Annotated in this window: 11 protein-coding genes and 3 pseudogenes; 10 read left to right on the top strand and 4 right to left on the bottom strand. The window is 69.6% G+C overall.

What is annotated here, in order from left to right; all coding sequences use genetic code 11:
* The first annotated feature begins 52 nt into the window (after nucleotides 1-52).
* The 6 genes and pseudogenes from yajC to NF20_RS10010 all read left to right on the top strand — a co-directional run bounded on the left by yajC (nucleotide 53) and on the right by NF20_RS10010 (nucleotide 8,282).
* A complete protein-coding gene (gene yajC / locus NF20_RS10035; protein WP_031344283.1) occupies nucleotides 53-379 on the top strand; it encodes a preprotein translocase subunit YajC in 327 nt (108 codons plus the stop codon).
* Between the two features lie 123 nt (nucleotides 380-502).
* Nucleotides 503-2,334 (top strand): annotated as a pseudogene (gene secD / locus NF20_RS10030) (protein translocase subunit SecD).
* A 2-nt stretch (nucleotides 2,335-2,336) separates the two neighbouring features.
* Complete coding sequence (gene secF / locus NF20_RS10025) at nucleotides 2,337-3,644, top strand: protein translocase subunit SecF (protein ID WP_023861193.1); 1,308 nt, start codon at nucleotides 2,337-2,339, stop codon at nucleotides 3,642-3,644.
* A gap of 10 nt (nucleotides 3,645-3,654) precedes the next feature.
* Nucleotides 3,655-5,322, top strand: coding sequence for an ABC transporter substrate-binding protein (locus NF20_RS10020; protein ID WP_050485464.1), 1,668 nt, complete (start codon nucleotides 3,655-3,657; stop codon nucleotides 5,320-5,322).
* 7 nt (nucleotides 5,323-5,329) lie between these two features.
* Nucleotides 5,330-5,872, top strand: a complete 543-nt coding sequence (locus NF20_RS10015) for an adenine phosphoribosyltransferase (protein WP_019733885.1) — start codon at nucleotides 5,330-5,332, stop codon at nucleotides 5,870-5,872.
* A 43-nt stretch (nucleotides 5,873-5,915) separates the two neighbouring features.
* The gene (locus NF20_RS10010; RefSeq protein WP_009977758.1) at nucleotides 5,916-8,282 is read left to right on the top strand and encodes a RelA/SpoT family protein; all 2,367 of its coding nucleotides are present in this window, start codon (nucleotides 5,916-5,918) and stop codon (nucleotides 8,280-8,282) included.
* A 3-nt stretch (nucleotides 8,283-8,285) separates the two neighbouring features.
* Here NF20_RS10010 and NF20_RS28705 read toward each other — a convergent pair.
* Nucleotides 8,286-9,937: pseudogene (locus tag NF20_RS28705) on the bottom strand (protein kinase domain-containing protein).
* A gap of 30 nt (nucleotides 9,938-9,967) precedes the next feature.
* On the bottom strand, nucleotides 9,968-10,855 hold the full coding sequence (locus NF20_RS10000) for a peptidylprolyl isomerase (protein WP_031354192.1): 888 nt from the start codon (nucleotides 10,853-10,855) through the stop codon (nucleotides 9,968-9,970).
* A 109-nt stretch (nucleotides 10,856-10,964) separates the two neighbouring features.
* Between NF20_RS10000 and NF20_RS09995 the strand changes: the two genes are divergently transcribed.
* Entirely contained in the window at nucleotides 10,965-11,621 is a 657-nt protein-coding gene (locus NF20_RS09995; protein WP_019734048.1) for an MBL fold metallo-hydrolase, read from the top strand.
* Between the two features lie 3 nt (nucleotides 11,622-11,624).
* Nucleotides 11,625-12,887 carry a histidine--tRNA ligase gene (hisS, locus tag NF20_RS09990; protein WP_033711104.1) on the top strand — a complete coding sequence of 421 codons (1,263 nt, stop codon included), beginning with the start codon at nucleotides 11,625-11,627 and terminating at the stop codon, nucleotides 12,885-12,887.
* Nucleotides 12,888-12,907: 20 nt separating this feature from the next.
* On the opposite strand, the pseudogene NF20_RS28915 reads toward hisS, so the two are convergent.
* Nucleotides 12,908-12,982: pseudogene (locus tag NF20_RS28915) on the bottom strand (deoxyribodipyrimidine photolyase); the annotation flags it as partial.
* A gap of 133 nt (nucleotides 12,983-13,115) precedes the next feature.
* Here NF20_RS28915 and NF20_RS09985 point away from each other — a divergent pair.
* The gene (locus NF20_RS09985) at nucleotides 13,116-13,589 is read left to right on the top strand and encodes an LppA family lipoprotein (RefSeq protein ID WP_011725481.1); all 474 of its coding nucleotides are present in this window, start codon (nucleotides 13,116-13,118) and stop codon (nucleotides 13,587-13,589) included.
* Nucleotides 13,590-13,994: 405 nt separating this feature from the next.
* Here NF20_RS09985 and NF20_RS09980 read toward each other — a convergent pair whose 3' ends face one another.
* Nucleotides 13,995-14,327, bottom strand: coding sequence for a transposase (locus NF20_RS09980; protein WP_033711113.1), 333 nt, complete (start codon nucleotides 14,325-14,327; stop codon nucleotides 13,995-13,997).
* A gap of 91 nt (nucleotides 14,328-14,418) precedes the next feature.
* On the opposite strand from NF20_RS09980, the gene NF20_RS09975 reads away from it, so the two are divergent.
* Nucleotides 14,419-15,879, top strand: coding sequence for an HNH endonuclease signature motif containing protein (locus tag NF20_RS09975; RefSeq protein ID WP_033717269.1), 1,461 nt, complete (start codon nucleotides 14,419-14,421; stop codon nucleotides 15,877-15,879).
* The last annotated feature ends 35 nt before the right edge of the window (nucleotides 15,880-15,914 follow it).

The following is a 15,914-nucleotide window of genomic DNA, read 5'->3' as shown; positions in this document are numbered from 1 at the left end:
CACACTCGACCCCCGATTGCCCCGAGAATCCCGACGAAAGACAGGCGTGTCCATGGAGAGTCTGATCCTGTTCCTGCCGTTCCTGCTCATCATGGGCGGGTTCATGTACTTCGCGTCACGCCGGCAGCGGCGCGCCATGCAGGCCACCATCGAGCTGCACGAGTCGTTGCGGCCGGGGGACCGGGTGCACACCACGTCCGGGCTGCAGGCCACCGTCGTCGGGCTCACCGACGACACCGTCGACCTGGAGATCGCGCCGGGTGTGGTGACCACCTGGATGAAGCTGGCGATCCGCGACCGGATCCTGCCCGACGACGAGGACGACCTGGTCGACGGCGACGATTCCGCCGGCGAGGGCTCGGTCAGCAAGGATTCCTGACGGCCATCCCGCGCCGAATGCCGCGCCGGCGGACCGCTCGCGCAACCGTCGGGCCGCGGCCACGTAGTCTTTTCTAGGCTCTGTCCGGGGCAAGGAACCGATTCTCGAGGAGATTGAAGGAACGTGGCATCGTCGTCCGTGCCGGTGCACCCCGCCCGCTACCTCTCGGTCTTCTTGCTGCTGCTCGTGGGCGTCTACCTGCTGGTGTTCCTCACCGGGGACAAGCGGGCCGCGCCCAAGCTCGGCATCGATCTGCAGGGCGGCACCCGCGTCACGCTGACCGCGCGCACGCCCGACGGGTCGGCGCCCAGCCGTGAGGCGCTGGCCCAGGCGCAGCAGATCATCAGCGCCCGGGTCAACGGGCTGGGCGTGTCGGGTTCGGAGGTGGTGGTCGACGGCGACAACCTGATCATCACGGTCCCCGGCAACGACGGCAACGAGGCCCGCAACCTGGCCAGACCGCCCGCCTCTACATCCGCCCGGTGCTCAACTCGATGCCGGCGCAAAGCGGCGAGCCCAAGCCCGCGCCGCGCCAGCCCGGGCAACCTGCGCCCGGCCAGCCGCACCGGGCCAGCCGCGCCCGCGCCGGGGCAGCCGGCCCCCGGCCAGCCGTACCCGCGCCGCCAGCCCGCGCCGCCAGCCGGCGCCGCACCGCTCAGCCGCGGCCTACCCGCAGGACCGCGCCGTCGCCCAGCCGGCGCCGCTCCGGCCCGGCGCCGGCCGGCCCGGCGCCGCTCCGCCCGGCGCCCGGCCCGGCCCCGGCGCCCGCTCCGGCCCCGGCTCCAGGGGAGGCGCCGCCCGGCGAGCAACCCGCCCCGCCGGATCCGCGCAAGGACCTCGCCGAGCGCATCGCCGAGGAGAAGAAGTGGCGGCAGAGCACCCGTCAGGGCATCCAGTTCCTGGCCCTGCAATTCCAGGCCACTCGCTGCGACAAGGACGACATCCTGGCCGGCAACGACGACCCCGCCCAGCCGTTGATCACCTGCTCGACCGACCACAAGGTGGCCTACCTGCTCGGCCCGTCGATCATCAGCGGCGACCAGATCAAGGACGCCAGCGCGAGCCAGAACCAGCGCGGCATCGGCTTCGTCGTCGACCTGCAGTTCAAACCCGCCGCCGCCAACACCTGGGCGGACTTCACCGCCGCCCACATCGGCACCCAGACCGCGTTCACCCTGGACTCCCAGGTCGTCAGCGCCCCGATGATCCAGGAAGCGATCCCGGGCGGGCGCACCCAGATCAGCGGCGGCGACCCGCCCTTCACCGCGGCCACCGCCAAGCAGCTGGCCAACGTCCTCAAGTACGGGTCGTTGCCACTGTCCTTCCAGTCATCGGAGGCCCAAACCGTCTCGGCCACACTGGGATTGACCTCGCTGCGCGCCGGGCTGATCGCCGGTGCCATCGGCCTGCTGCTGGTGTTGCTGTATTCGCTGCTGTACTACCGGGTGCTGGGCCTGCTCACCGCGCTGTCGTTGGCCGCTTCGGGCGCAATGGTTTTCGCGATCCTGATCCTGCTGGGCAGGTACATCAACTACACGCTGGACCTGGCCGGCATCGCCGGTCTGATCATCGGCATCGGCACCACCGCCGACTCCTTCGTGGTCTTCTTCGAGCGCATCAAGGACGAGATCCGCGAAGGCCGCACCTTCCGCTCGGCGGTGCCCCGCGGTTGGACGCGGGCGCGTAAGACGATCGTCTCGGGCAACGCGGTCACCTTCCTGGCCGCGGCCGTGCTGTACTTCCTGGCCATCGGCCAGGTGAAGGGCTTCGCGTTCACGCTGGGCCTCACCACGATCCTGGACCTGGTGGTGGTGTTCCTGGTGACCTGGCCGCTGGTATACCTGGCGTCCAAGTCGCCGACGCTGGCCAAGCCGGCCTACAACGGCCTGGGCGCTGTTCAGCAGGTCGCCCGCGAACGCCGGGCGGCGGCGCACGTGAGCACGGGACAGGGATAGCGATGACTTCCTCCAAGGCCTCCAAAGCCGCCAAGGGCGCGACCGAGATCACCGAAACCTCTTCGGGCGCTTCGGAATTGACCGACAGCGACGCCGCCGCGGCCGGGCTGCCGCGGCACAGCTTCCTGTCCCGCCTCTACACCGGCACCGGCGCGTTCGAGGTGGTCGGGCGGCGCCGGCTGTGGTTCGGCATCAGCGGCGCGATCGTCGCGGTCGCGATCCTGTCCATCGCGCTGCGCGGCTTCACCTTCGGCATCGACTTCAACGGCGGCACCACGGTGTCGATGCCCGCCGCCGGGACGCACGGCACGGTGCACACCGCGCAGGTGCAGGAGGTGTTCCGCAAGACCCTCGGCACCGACCCGGAGTCGGTGGTCGTGGTCGGCAACGGCGCCGCGGCCACCGTGCAGATCCGCTCCGAGACGCTGACCAACGACCAGACCACCAAGCTGCGCAACGCGCTGTTCGACGCGTTCGGACCCAAGGGCGCCGACGGCAAGCCCAGCAAGCAGGCCATCAGCGACTCGGCGGTCTCGGAGACCTGGGGCGACCAGATCACCGACAAGGCGCTGATCGCGCTGGTGGTGTTCCTGGCGCTGGTCGGGCTCTACATCACCGTCCGCTACGAGCGGTACATGACGCTGGCCGCCATCGCGGCGATGTTCTTCGACCTGACCGTGACGGCCGGCGTGTACTCGCTGGTGGGCTTCGAGGTCACCCCGGCCACCGTCATCGGCCTGCTGACGATCCTGGGCTTCTCGCTCTACGACACCGTCATCGTGTTCGACAAGGTCGAGGAGAACACCCGCGACTTCCAGCACACCAACCGGCGCACCTTCGCCGAGCAGGCCAACCTGGCGATCAACCAGACGTTCATGCGCTCCATCAACACCAGCCTGATCGGCGTGCTGCCGGTGCTGGCGCTGATGGTGGTGGCGGTCTGGCTGCTGGGCGTCGGCACGCTGAAGGACCTGGCGCTGGTGCAGCTGGTCGGCATCCTGGTGGGCACCTACTCGTCGATCTTCGTCGCCACCCCGCTGCTGGTCACGCTGCGCGAGCGCACCGAGCTGGTGCGCACCCACACCCGCCGGGTGCTCAAGCGGCGCGCCGGCGGCGCGCGGGCGAGCGCCGAGAGCACCGCCGACGACGCCGCCGAGACTCCCGCCGGGTCCGGGGACGAGGCCACCGAGGCCGAGCGGGAGTCGCGGTCGTCCCGGCCCGCGCCGAGCAAGCCGGCGCCGGGCGCCCGCCCGGTGCGGCCCACCGGCGCCCGGCGTCCGACCGGCAAGCGGAACATCGGCCGGCGGTAGACACGTGGCCATCCGCATCGGCCGTCGCGGCCTGACGGGGTGGGTGGGCATCGGTGTGGCCGTGCTGGTCGTCGCGGGCGTCACCCTGGCCGGCTGCGCGGGCAGCGCCGCGGCCGAGATCGACTACGTCGTCGACGGGCCGCTGAGCAGCTACAACCCCAACACCGTCGTCGGCGCCGCCTCGGCCGGAGCGCAGGCGTTCGCCCGCACCCTCGTCGGGTTCAGCTATCACGGCCCCGACGGGCAAACCGTCCCCGACCGCGACTTCGGCACCGTCTCGGTGGTCGGCGGCACCCCGCTGGTGCTCGACTACCAGATCGCCGACAACGCCGTCTACTCCGACGGCAAGCCGGTGACCTGCGACGACATCGTGCTGGCCTGGGCCGCCCAGTCCGGCCGGTACCCGGAGTTCAACGCCGCCACCCAGGCCGGCTACCTCGACATCGCCAACGTCGAATGCATGCCCGGGCAGAAGAAGGCCCGGGTGTCCTTCGTCCCCGACCGCGGCATCGTCGACTACAACCAGCTGTTCACCGCGACCACGCTGATGCCGTCGCACGTCATCGCCGACCAGCTCAACGTCGACGTCACCGCGGCCCTGCTCAGCCACAACGCGCCGCTGGTGGCGCAGATCGCCAGGCTGTGGAACACCATCTGGGACCTCAAACCCGGGCTGAAGGGTGAGGAGATCGTCAAGCACTTCCCGTCGTCGGGGCCCTACAAGCTGCAGGCCGTCCTGGACGGCGGCGCGGTGGTGCTGGTCGCCAACGACCGGTGGTGGGGCCCCAAGGCCATCACCAAGCGGATCACCGTGTGGCCGCAGGGCCCCGACATCCAGGACCGGGTCAACAACCGCAGCGTCGACGTGGTCGACGTGGCCGCCGGCTCCTCGGGTACGCTGGCCACGCCGGACAACTACGACCGCTCCGACGCCCCCTCCGACGGCATCGAGCAGCTGATCTTCGCCCCGCAGGGGCCGCTGTCGGCGCCCAAGGCCCGCCGCGCGTTCGCGCTGTGCACCCCCCGCGACGTGCTGGCCAAGGACGCCGGGACGCCGATCGCCAACTCCCGCCTGGACCCGGCCGTCGACGACGCCGTCTCCGCGGGCGACGGCGCCGCCGAGGCCGCCCCGTTCGGCAAGGCCGACCCGCTCGCCGCCCGCGAGGCGCTGGGCGGCGCGCCGCTCGCGGTGCGCATCGGCTACCAGGGGCCCAACGCCCGGCTCGCGGTCAACGTCGGCGTCATCACCAAGGCCTGCGCCCCGGCCGGCATCACCGTCTCCGGGGTCACCCTGGACAGCGCGGGCCCGCAGGCGCTGCGGGACGGCAAGATCGACGCGCTGCTGGCCAGCACCGGCGGGGCGACCGGCAGCGGGTCGAGCGGGTCGTCGGCGATGGACGCCTACGCCCTGCACACCGGCAACGGCAACAACCTGTCCGGCTACTCCAATCCGCAGGTGGACAACGCGATCGGGGCGCTGGCGGTGTCGGCCGACCCCGCCGAGCGGGTCCGGCTGCTGGCCGAGACCGCCCCGGTGCTGTGGGGCGACCTGCCCACGCTGCCGCTGTACCGGCAGCAGCGCACCCTGCTGATCTCCAAGAAGATGTACGCGGTGAGCAAGAACCCCACCCGGTGGGGCGCGGGGTGGAACATGGACCGATGGGCCCTGGTGCAGTGAGGTCGGCATGACGGACGCCGGCGAAGCGACGCCGGTCGCGGAGCTCGTCGCGTCGCTGACCCGGCAGGTGCCCGATTTCCCCAAGCCCGGCATCCAGTTCAAGGACCTCACCCCGCTGTTCGCCGACGCGACGGCGATGACCGCCGTCACCGGCGCGCTGGCCCGGCACGCGTCCGGCGCCGACCTGGTGGCCGGCATCGACTCGCGCGGGTTCCTGGTCGCGGCGGCCGTGGCCGACCGGCTGCACACCGGGGTGCTGGCCATCCGCAAGGGCGGCAAACTGCCGCCGCCGGTGCACGCCGAGCGCTACGACCTGGAATACGGCAGCGCCACCCTGGAGATCCCCGCCGACGGCATCGACCTGCGTGGGCGGCGCATCGTGATCATCGACGACGTGCTGGCCACCGGCGGTACCCTGGCCGCGGCGGCCCGGCTGCTGCGGCGCACCGGCGCCACCGTGACCGCGGCGGCGGTGGTGTTCGAACTCGGTGCGCTGGGCGGGCGGGCGGCGCTGGCGCCGTTGCCGGTGCACAGCCTGACTTGCCAGTAGCCCCGCGACATCGGAGATATCCTCGAATTCGGAGGTGAGCATCGTGGCGGAGGAAAACAGCGCGGCGCAAGCGCTTGACGCGCCGGCGGAGTCGCCGCCCAACCCGGTGATCGAGACTCCCGAGCCGCCGACCGAATCGCTCAAGACGTCCAGCAGCGCGTCGCGCCGGGTCCGCGCCCGGCTGGCCCGGCGGATGACCGCCCAGCGCAGCACGCTCAACCCGGTGCTGGAGCCGCTGGTGGCGATGCACCGCGAGATCTACCCCAAGGCCAACGTGCAGCTGCTGCAGCGCGCCTTCGAGGTCGCCGACCAGCGGCACGCCAGCCAGTTGCGCCACTCCGGCGACCCCTACATCACCCATCCGCTGGCCGTCGCCACCATCCTGGCCGAATTGGGCATGGACACCACCACTTTGGTGGCCGCGCTGTTGCACGACACCGTCGAGGACACCGGCTACACCCTGGCCCAGCTGTCCGAGGAATTCGGCGAAGAGGTCGGTCATCTGGTCGACGGGGTGACCAAGCTGGACCGGGTGGTGCTGGGCAGCGCCGCCGAGGGCGAGACCATCCGCAAGATGATCACCGCGATGGCCCGCGACCCGCGGGTGCTGGTGATCAAGGTCGCCGACCGGCTGCACAACATGCGCACCATGCGGTTCCTGCCGCCGGAGAAGCAGGCCCGCAAGGCCCGCGAGACGCTGGAAGTCATTGCGCCCCTTGCCCATCGGCTGGGTATGGCCAGTGTCAAGTGGGAGTTGGAGGACCTATCGTTCGCCATCCTGCATCCCAAGAAGTACGACGAGATCGTCCGGCTGGTCGCCGGCCGGGCCCCGTCGCGGGACACCTACCTGGCCAAGGTGCGGGCCGAGATCATCAACACGCTGAACGCGTCGAAGATCAAGGCGACGGTGGAGGGCCGGCCCAAGCACTACTGGTCGATCTACCAGAAGATGATCGTCAAGGGCCGCGACTTCGACGACATCCACGACCTGGTCGGCATCCGCATCCTGTGCGACGAGATCCGGGACTGCTATGCCGCTGTGGGCGTGGTGCATTCACTGTGGCAGCCGATGGCCGGGCGGTTCAAGGACTACATCGCCCAGCCGCGCTACGGCGTCTATCAGTCGCTGCACACCACCGTCGTCGGGCCGGAGGGCAAGCCGCTGGAGGTGCAGATCCGCACCCGCGACATGCACCGCACCGCCGAGTACGGCATCGCCGCGCACTGGCGCTACAAGGAAGCCAAGGGCCGCAACGGCGTTCCGCACCCGCACGCCGCCGCCGAGATTGACGACATGGCCTGGATGCGCCAGCTGCTCGACTGGCAGCGGGAAGCCGCCGACCCGGGCGAATTCCTCGAGTCGCTGCGCTATGACCTTGCGGTACAAGAGATCTTCGTGTTCACCCCCAAGGGCGACGTGATCACCCTGCCCACCGGGTCGACGCCGATCGACTTCGCCTACGCCGTGCACACCGAAGTCGGGCACCGCTGCATCGGCGCCCGGGTCAACGGCCGGCTGGTGGCGCTGGAACGCAAGCTGGAAAACGGGGAAGTCGTCGAGGTTTTCACCTCCAAGGCGGCCAACGCCGGCCCGTCGCGGGACTGGCAGCAGTTCGTGGTGTCACCGCGGGCCAAGGCCAAGATCCGGCAGTGGTTCGCCAAGGAGCGGCGCGAGGAGGCCCTGGAGGCCGGCAAGGACGCGATGGCCCGCGAGGTGCGCCGCGGCGGACTTCCGTTGCAGCGCTTGGTCAATGCCGAATCCATGAGCGCGGTGGCCCGCGAACTGCACTACGCCGACGTGTCGGCCCTCTACACCGCGATCGGTGAGGGGCATGTGTCGGCCCGGCACGTGGTGCAGCGGCTGCTGGCCGAGCTCGGCGGCATCGACCAGGCCGAGGAGGACCTCGCCGAGCGGTCCACCCCGACCACCATGCTGCGCCGCCCGCGCAGCAGCGACGACGTCGGCGTGTCGGTGCCCGGTGCCCCGGGCGTGCTGACCAAGCTGGCCAAATGCTGCACGCCGGTGCCTGGGGACCAGATCATGGGGTTCGTCACCCGCGGCGGCGGGGTGAGCGTGCACCGCACCGACTGCACCAACGCCGCCTCGCTGCAGCAGCAGTCCGAGCGCATCATCGAGGTGCACTGGGCGCCGTCGCCGTCGTCGGTGTTCCTGGTGGCCATTCAGGTCGAGGCGCTCGACCGGCACCGGCTGTTGTCCGACGTCACCCGGGTGCTGGCCGACGAGAAGGTCAACATCCTGTCCGCGTCGGTCACCACCTCCGGTGACCGGGTTGCCATCAGCCGCTTCACCTTTGAGATGGGCGACCCCAAGCACCTCGGCCACCTGCTCAACGTGGTGCGCAACGTCGAAGGCGTCTACGACGTCTACCGGGTGACCTCCGCCGCCTGAGCCCTAGCCGATTCGCACCGAGGTGATGGTCACCGGGTTGGCCGGCGGGCCGCTCGGCCGGTTACCGGCGATGCCGGCCCGGGCGATCTTGTCCAGCGTCGCCAGCCCGGCCGGGTCTATGGTGCCCAAAACCGTGCTCTGCGGGTCCATCTCGGAATCGTGGAAGATCAACGCGAATTGGCTGCCGTTGGTGTTGGGGCCCTCGGTGGCCATCACGACGGTGCCGCGCGGGTACAGCAGCGTCGCTCGCAGCGCGGGGTCGTCGGGCCGGTACTGGTTGGCGGGATACTCGTCGGCGAATTCGTAGCCGGGGCCGCCGGAGCCGTCCACGTCGGGGCCGCCGCACAACAGCGATCCGCCGTCGGGGGAGTCGACCAGCCGGGCGCACTGGGTGTTGTCGAAGAACCGCTGCCGGGCCAGGCTGATGAAACTGTTGACCGCGCAGGGTGATTCGGAGTTGGCCAGGTTGATGCCGATGTCGCCGAGGTTGGTGGCGATGACCGCGCCGATCTGTCCGGGCGTGGTCGGCACCCGGCCCGACGGGGGCGGGCTGACCGGCCGCGAGGACGGATCCGGCACCGCCCGGTATTGGCAATTGGCGCCCAGGTCCGGCGGCGCCACGAAGGCCGGCAGCGGCGGCGCGGTCCGGCCGGGTGCCGGGGAGCCGGGCGTCTTCGGCGCCGCCCGCGCGAGCCGTGGCCGTGCGTCACCATCGCGACGACCACCGCCGCCACCACGGCCAGCGTCAGGGCCGACGCGCCGACGACGGCCGCCCGCACCCGGCGCGCAGCCCGGGGTTGCGGCGTTGGCGCGGAAGGCTTTTCGACCGCCCCCGGCGCCAGGGCGGCCCTGGCCGCCTCGGCCAGCTCGGTCACCGATTGGTACCGCCGCTCGGGGTCCTTGGCCATGCCGCGGGCGATCACCGCGTCGAAGGCCGCAGGCACCTCCGGCGCGGTTGCCGACGGCCGCGGTGGCGCCGTGTTCAGATGCGCGTTGAGCTGTTCTTCGAGGCTGTCGCCGGCGAACGGGCGCTTCCCGGTCAGGCATTCGTGCAAGACGCAGGCCAGCGAGTAGACGTCGGCGCGGTGATCGGTGGTGCCGGTGAAGCGCTCGGGGGCCATGTAGGCGACGGTGCCCATGGTGGCGCCGGTCTGGGTGAGCGCCGTGTCGGCCTGCGCGCGGGCCAGGCCGAAGTCGATCAGATAGACGAAATCGCGTGCGGTGGTGACCAAGACGTTCATCGGCTTGACATCGCGGTGGATCAACCCCGCCCGGTGCGCGCTATCCAGCGCCGCCGCAACCTGTTCGATCACCGCGACGGCCCGCTGCGGGCTGAGCCGGCCATCGTTTTCGGTGATGTAGTGCGCCAGGTCCCGGCCCTCGATCAGCCGCATGTCGACATAGAGCCGGCCGTCGATCTCGCCGTAGCCGTGGATCGGCACCACGTGCGGGTCGTTGAGACCGGCGGCGATGCGTGCCTCCCGGCGGAAACGCTGCTGGAAGTCCTGGTCTTCGGCCAGGTGCGGCGGCAGCACCTTCAGCGCGACCACCCGGTCCGTCGTCGCGTCGTAGGCGCGGTACACCCGCCCCATCCCGCCGCGACCCAGCAACTCCAGGATTCGGTAGTGACCGAACGAGTCCGGATCCAGCGTCACCCCATGACCATAAGCCGTCGACGGCGCGAATCAGTCGAGCAGCACCGAGGTGATGGTGACCTCGGTGGCGGGGGCCCCGTCCTCGCCGCCCCCGGCGACACCGGCTTTGGCGATCTTGTCCAGCGTGGCGAGCCCGTCGTCCTGGATCTTGCCGAAAACGGTGTACTGCGGCGGCAGTTGGGAGTCCTTGTACACCATGAAGAATTGGCTGCCGTTGGTGCCGGGCCCGGCGTTGGCCATGGCCAGGGTGCCGCGCGGGTAGAGGACGGGTTGCTGCGCCTTGGGGTCGTTGGGCGGGTACTGGTCGGTCGGGTATTCGTTGGCGAACTGGTAGCCCGGTCCGCCCGTGCCCTCGCCCTTGGGATCGCCGCACTGCAGGACGCCCAGGGACGGCGAGGTGGTGAGCCGGTGGCATTTGGTGTTGTCGAAGTACTTCTGACCGATCAGACTCGCGAAACTGTTTACGGTGCAAGGGGATTCGTTGTTGGCCAGCATCAGGCCGATGTGGCCCTGGTTGGTCACCATGCTGGCGCTCACCTGTGCGGGATCGGTGGGCACCTTGCCGGTGCGGGGCGGCTTGACCTGCTTGGCCGCCGGCTCCGGCGACGGCGGGTACTGACAGTTGGCGCCCACGTCGGCCGACGGCTTGAACGGCGGTAGCGGCGGAACCTGGCTCGGCTGCCCGGGCGTCGTGGTCTCCGGCGCGGCGGTGCTGGTGGACGGTGCCGCGGTGCTGGCCTTGTGTTCGTGCCTGTTGTTGAGGACCGTGACGACCACCGCCGCGATCACCGCCACCGCCACGATCGAGCCGGCCGCGATCAGCAGGATCCGTCGCGTCCTGGCCTGCTTGGCGCGGCGCTCCAGCTGCCGTTCCAGCTTGCGTTTGGCGTTGGCGCGTCGTTGTTCGTTGGTCGGCACGGCCGCTATGCCTCCATGGTCGGTGAATCTTGCTGCCCCAGCTGGCCAGCTCAGGCTAATGTGGGCGCCGCGAGCCGTGTCAAGTGGGCCCCGTGGGAAACTGGGAACCGTGTTGATCACCGGATTTCCCGCCGGCATGTTGGCGTGCAACTGCTATGTGCTGGCGCAGCGGCCGGGGACGGACGCCGTGATCGTGGACCCGGGGCAGCGGGCGATGGGCCCGTTGCGGCGCATCCTGGACCGGCACCGGCTGACCCCGGCGGCGGTGTTGCTGACCCACGGGCACATCGACCACATGTGGTCGGCGCAGAAGGTGTCCGACACCTACGGCTGCCCGACCTACATCCATCCCGAGGACAGGTTCATGCTGAAAGACCCCATCTACGGCCTGGGTCCGCGGCTGGCGCAGCTGGCGGCGGGCGCCTTCTTCCGGGAGCCCAGGCAGGTGGTCGAGCTGGACCGGGACGGCGACAAGCTCGACCTGGGCAGCGTCACCGTCAACGTCGACCACACGCCGGGGCACACCCGCGGATCGATGTGCTTCCGGGTGTCGTCGGACAAGCAGGTCGTGTTCACCGGCGACACCCTGTTCGAACGTTCGGTGGGACGCACCGACCTGTTCGGCGGCAGCGGACGCGACCTGCTGACGTCGATCGTCGACAAACTCCTGGTGCTCGACGACGACACCGTGGTGCTGCCCGGGCACGGCAACGCCACCACCATCGGCGCCGAACGGCGCCTCAACCCGTTCCTCGAAGGCCTGTAGCCCGTGCCGGAATTCAGCGCTCCCAAGGGTGTGCCCGACTACGTGCCGCCGGACTCGGCGCAGTTCGTCGCGGTCCGCTCCGGCCTACTGGACGGCGCCCGCCGCGCCGGGTACGGCGACATCGAGTTGCCCATCTTCGAGGACACCGCGCTGTTCGCCCGCGGCGTCGGCGAATCCACCGACGTGGTGTCCAAGGAGATGTACACCTTCGCCGACCGCGGCGACCGCTCGGTAACGCTGCGGCCCGAGGGTACGGCCGGAGTGGTGCGCGCGGTGATCGAGCACGGCCTGGACCGGGGCGCGCTGCCGGTCAAATTGTGTTATGCGGGACCGTTTTTCCGCTACGAGCGCCCCCAGGCCGGTCGCTACCGCCAGCTGCAGCAGGTCGGTGTGGAGGCGATCGGGGTGGACGACCCCGCGCTGGACGCCGAGGTGATCGCCATCGCCGACGCCGGGTTCCGCTCGCTGGGACTGGACGGGTTCCGCTTGGAGATCACCTCGCTGGGCGACGACAGCTGCCGTCCGCAATACCGGGAACTGTTGCAGGACTTCCTGTTCGGTCTCGACCTCGACGAAGAAACCCGGCGGCGCGCTCGGCTGAATCCATTGCGCGTCCTCGACGACAAACGGCCCGAGGTGCGGGCGATGACGGCCGACGCGCCGGTGCTGCTCGATCACCTCTCCGATGCGGCCAAGCAGCACTTCGACACCGTGCTGGCGCACCTGGACGCGCTCGGGGTGCCCTACGTGATCAACCCGCGCATGGTGCGCGGGCTCGACTACTACACCAAGACCACGTTCGAGTTCGTGCACGACGGTCTCGGCGCCCAGTCCGGCATCGGCGGCGGTGGCCGCTACGACGGGCTGATGCGTCAGCTCGGCGGACAAGACTTGTCCGGCATCGGCTTTGGGCTCGGCGTGGACCGTACCCTGCTGGCGCTGCGCGCCGAGGGCAAGAGCGTGGGCTCGGCGGCGCGCTGCGACGTCTTCGGCGTCCCGCTGAGCGATCAGGCCAAGCTGCGGCTGGCCGTGCTGGCCGCCGGGCTGCGCGCCGCCGGCGTGCGCGTCGACATGGCCTACGGCGCGCGGGGGCTCAAGGGCGCGATGCGCGCGGCCGACCGCTCCGGTGCCCGCATCGCCCTGGTTCTCGGCGATCGCGACATCGACGCCGGCACGGTGGGCGTGAAGGATCTGCAGACCGGCTCGCAGGTGTCGGTGGAACTGGATTCCGTTGTCGCCGAAGTTCTTTCACAACTGGGCCGCTAGCCTTAGCTGGCGCCGTCCCGTCATTTCTTGCTGGGGATGACGATGACGACGATCAGGGTCAGGATCGAGAAGAACAGCCCCAGGATTCGCCGTCCTCGCTGGCCTGGGAGACAAGGCGGTTATCACGAAGTGAGCGACCACCAGATGACACGACGCCAGAACCAACAACGCCACCGGATCCTGTGCACGGCCGTGGCCGCAATTGCACTAGCCGCAGGAGGATGCCACGTGAACCAACCCGATGCGCCGACACCACCCAACGACGCCGCCAAGGCCCTGCAAGTGCTGAAATCTCTGCCGTCGTTCGAGGACACCCAAGCTCAGGTCCAGGCCGCCATGAACGAAATCACTGCGGCAGCAGGCAAAGTGGTCCCCTCGGTTACGTGGGAAACACCGCACGAGGGCTCAGGCTTAGGCTGCGAAAAACCGTATGAACAAACGGACGGGCGAGGCTACTTCCTGCCGGATCAAGTTGCCGCCAACGTGTCGGTCTCCGAGCAGCAGTGGGCGACCATCCAAGAGGCCGCCAAACAAGCCGCGGCCAAGATCGACGCCACTGAAATCCAGGTGATGCAGAACAACCCCGGAAACCACGACGTCGGCTTCTACGGCCCCACCGGCATCTTCATCAAAGTGGGTTACCGGGGAAACCTCGTTGTGTCGGGCTACACGGGCTGCCGACTACCGCGCGACAAGAAATAGATCGCGCACGAGCACGACTCCCGAGTAGGGATTCGGCGAGCGTCTCTCACCGCGATCTGACGAAACACGTTGTGGCGCAAGGGTGAGCGCCGACCAATCGCTATGAATTCCTGACCCTCTCGACCCTTCGGAACACACGTTGAGCTGACCACGAATTGCGTTTCCCCAGCAGATTTAAAACTCATCGCCGCAGGTTAGGGACAGTTTCCATCCGGATCATAACCTCGCGGGCAGTCGGTAGTTTCTCCCGATAACGATCTTTTCCCCGCCGTCGCCATCCGGTTCAAGCTCAGACTCTTTGGAATCGACCCGGCTAGCGTCCAGCCTGAATCAGTTGCGAAACGAGTAAGTCATACCGGAATGGTGCCACTCGGATCGCATGGCTGAGTACCGAATTCGCTAATCTCATGTCGGCGTCTTTGAGAGTTGATCGAACAGTTTGAGCACGTCGGTCATCAGATGAAACGCCGGCAAAACGACGTACAACAAGCGTTCGTAATCACTTGTGAGCCGGAGAGATACAACACGCGCTTCCTGACCTTCCTGGGTGGGTTGAGGCTCCTGAATGCTCTTGGGCTGCAGCGCCGCTTTAAACGCCTTGCGCGCGTGATTTCGGTGCCACCCGGTATTGGCGCACAACTCGTCAAGAATCCGGCCCTTCCCGCGCTTGCTCGCCTGCTGGTAGCGGGTCGCAGCCGCCTCGGTGATTGCTCTGCGCTGTGCCAACGTCAACCCCATCCACTGGGCGTACGCGCGCATTTCCCATGAGGCAACGACCCATCCATACGCGCGCATTTCCGACGAGTCAACGCGGTCGGTGGACGGTGCTATGGTCGAACACATATTCGAGTATGTGGTGGCGTCGCGGTCCACGCCGGAGGCGGTGGCGCTGCTCGATCGGGCGCGGGAGGCGGCCCGGGCCGAGGCGCGGGCCGCCGCGGCCCGGCTGGTGGCGGTTGCCGAGTTGTTGGTGTTGCGTTGCCGGGAGACGGGGGAGCGGGCGGATTGGGCCGCCGATGCCTGGGAGGCGGTGGCCGCGCAGGTGGGGGCGGCGCTGGGCTGCAGCGTGGCGATGGGGCACAGCTATCTGCGTTATGCGATGGCGATGCGGGAACGGTTGCCGCAGGTCGGGGCGGTGTTCGCGGCCGGGGGCATCGATTACCGGGCGTTTCAGACCCTGGTGTTTCGCACCGATTTGATCACTGATGCGCAGGTGTTGGCCCGGGTGGACGCCACGCTGGCCGTCTTGGTGTCGCGGCGGCCGTCGCTGACCCGCGGTGGGCTGGCCGCCGCGGTGGATCGGGTAGTGGCGGCCGTGGATGCCGATGCGGTGCGCCGGGCATGCGACGCGGTGACCGGCCGGTATCTGGATGTGCGGGCCAACGAGTCGGGGATGGCCTGGGTGGAAGGCAACGTCCTCGGGCCCGACGGGCATGCCCTGGATCGCCGGCTCGACGAGCTGGCCAGTGGAGTGTGTGCGGGGGATCCGCGCAGCCGCGCCCAGCGGCGCGCCGACGCGTTGGGGGCGCTGGCCGCCGGTGCCGGGCGGCTGGCGTGTGGCTGCGGATCACCGGACTGCCCGAGCGCAGCCGCGCCGGCGCCGCGCAGCACTGTGGTGATCCACGTGGTCGCCGAACAGGCCACCGTCGCCGGCCGCGGGGCTACGCCCGCTGTGGTGGCCGGGCTCGACGGGCTGATCCCGGCGCAGGTCATCGCCGAGCTGGCCGCCTCGGCGCGGCTGGTGCCGGTGGCGGTGCCCGAGGGCGGGCCCGAACCCGGCTACACCCCGTCGGCCCGGCTGGCCGACTTCATCCGCTGCCGGGACCTGACCTGTCGGGCGCCCGGGTGTGATCGCCCCGCCGTCGACTGCGATGTGGACCATACGATCCCGTACGCCCAGGGCGGGCCCACCCACCCGTCGAACCTCAAATGCCTGTGCCGTGGCCATCATTTGCTGAAAACGTTCTGGGGCTGGCGCGACCGGCAACTGCCCGACGGCACGGTGATCTGGACCCTGCCCGACGGCGACACCTACGTCACCACCCCGGGCAGCGCGCTGCTGTTCCCGACGCTATGCACACCCACCGGGGCCGTGTCGCCGGCCAAGCCCGACACCGAGCACCGCTGCGGCGAGCGCACCGCCATGATGCCGCTGCGCCGCCACACCCGCGCCCACCGCATCACCACCGAACGCAACCACAACCGCCGCACCCGACTCGACACCCAGCCCGCGACACCCGGACCCGCACCGCCACCCGACCCCGACGACGAGGAGCCGCCACCCTTCTGACCGCAGAGGCCCTTGACTCGATCTCGAACTGGTGT

Origin of the sequence: Mycobacterium sp. MAC_080597_8934, from assembly GCF_000523975.1 — a bacterium.
Classification (GTDB): Bacteria; Actinomycetota; Actinomycetes; order Mycobacteriales; family Mycobacteriaceae; genus Mycobacterium; species Mycobacterium avium.
The sequence above is the reverse complement of the archived record's forward strand: the minus strand, read 5'-3'. Positions and strand labels throughout refer to the sequence as shown.

Bases quoted from the DNA above. Each gene is read 5' to 3' on its own strand.
- yajC (WP_031344283.1), top strand. From the start codon at position 53: ATGGAGAGTCTGATCCTGTTCCTGCCGTTCCTGCTCATCATGGGCGGG.
- NF20_RS09975 (WP_033717269.1), top strand. From the start codon at position 14,419: ATGGTCGAACACATATTCGAGTATGTGGTGGCGTCGCGGTCCACGCCG.
- NF20_RS09980 (WP_033711113.1), bottom strand. From the start codon at position 14,327: ATGGGGTTGACGTTGGCACAGCGCAGAGCAATCACCGAGGCGGCTGCG.
- secF (WP_023861193.1), top strand. From the start codon at position 2,337: ATGACTTCCTCCAAGGCCTCCAAAGCCGCCAAGGGCGCGACCGAGATC.
- NF20_RS10015 (WP_019733885.1), top strand. From the start codon at position 5,330: ATGACGGACGCCGGCGAAGCGACGCCGGTCGCGGAGCTCGTCGCGTCG.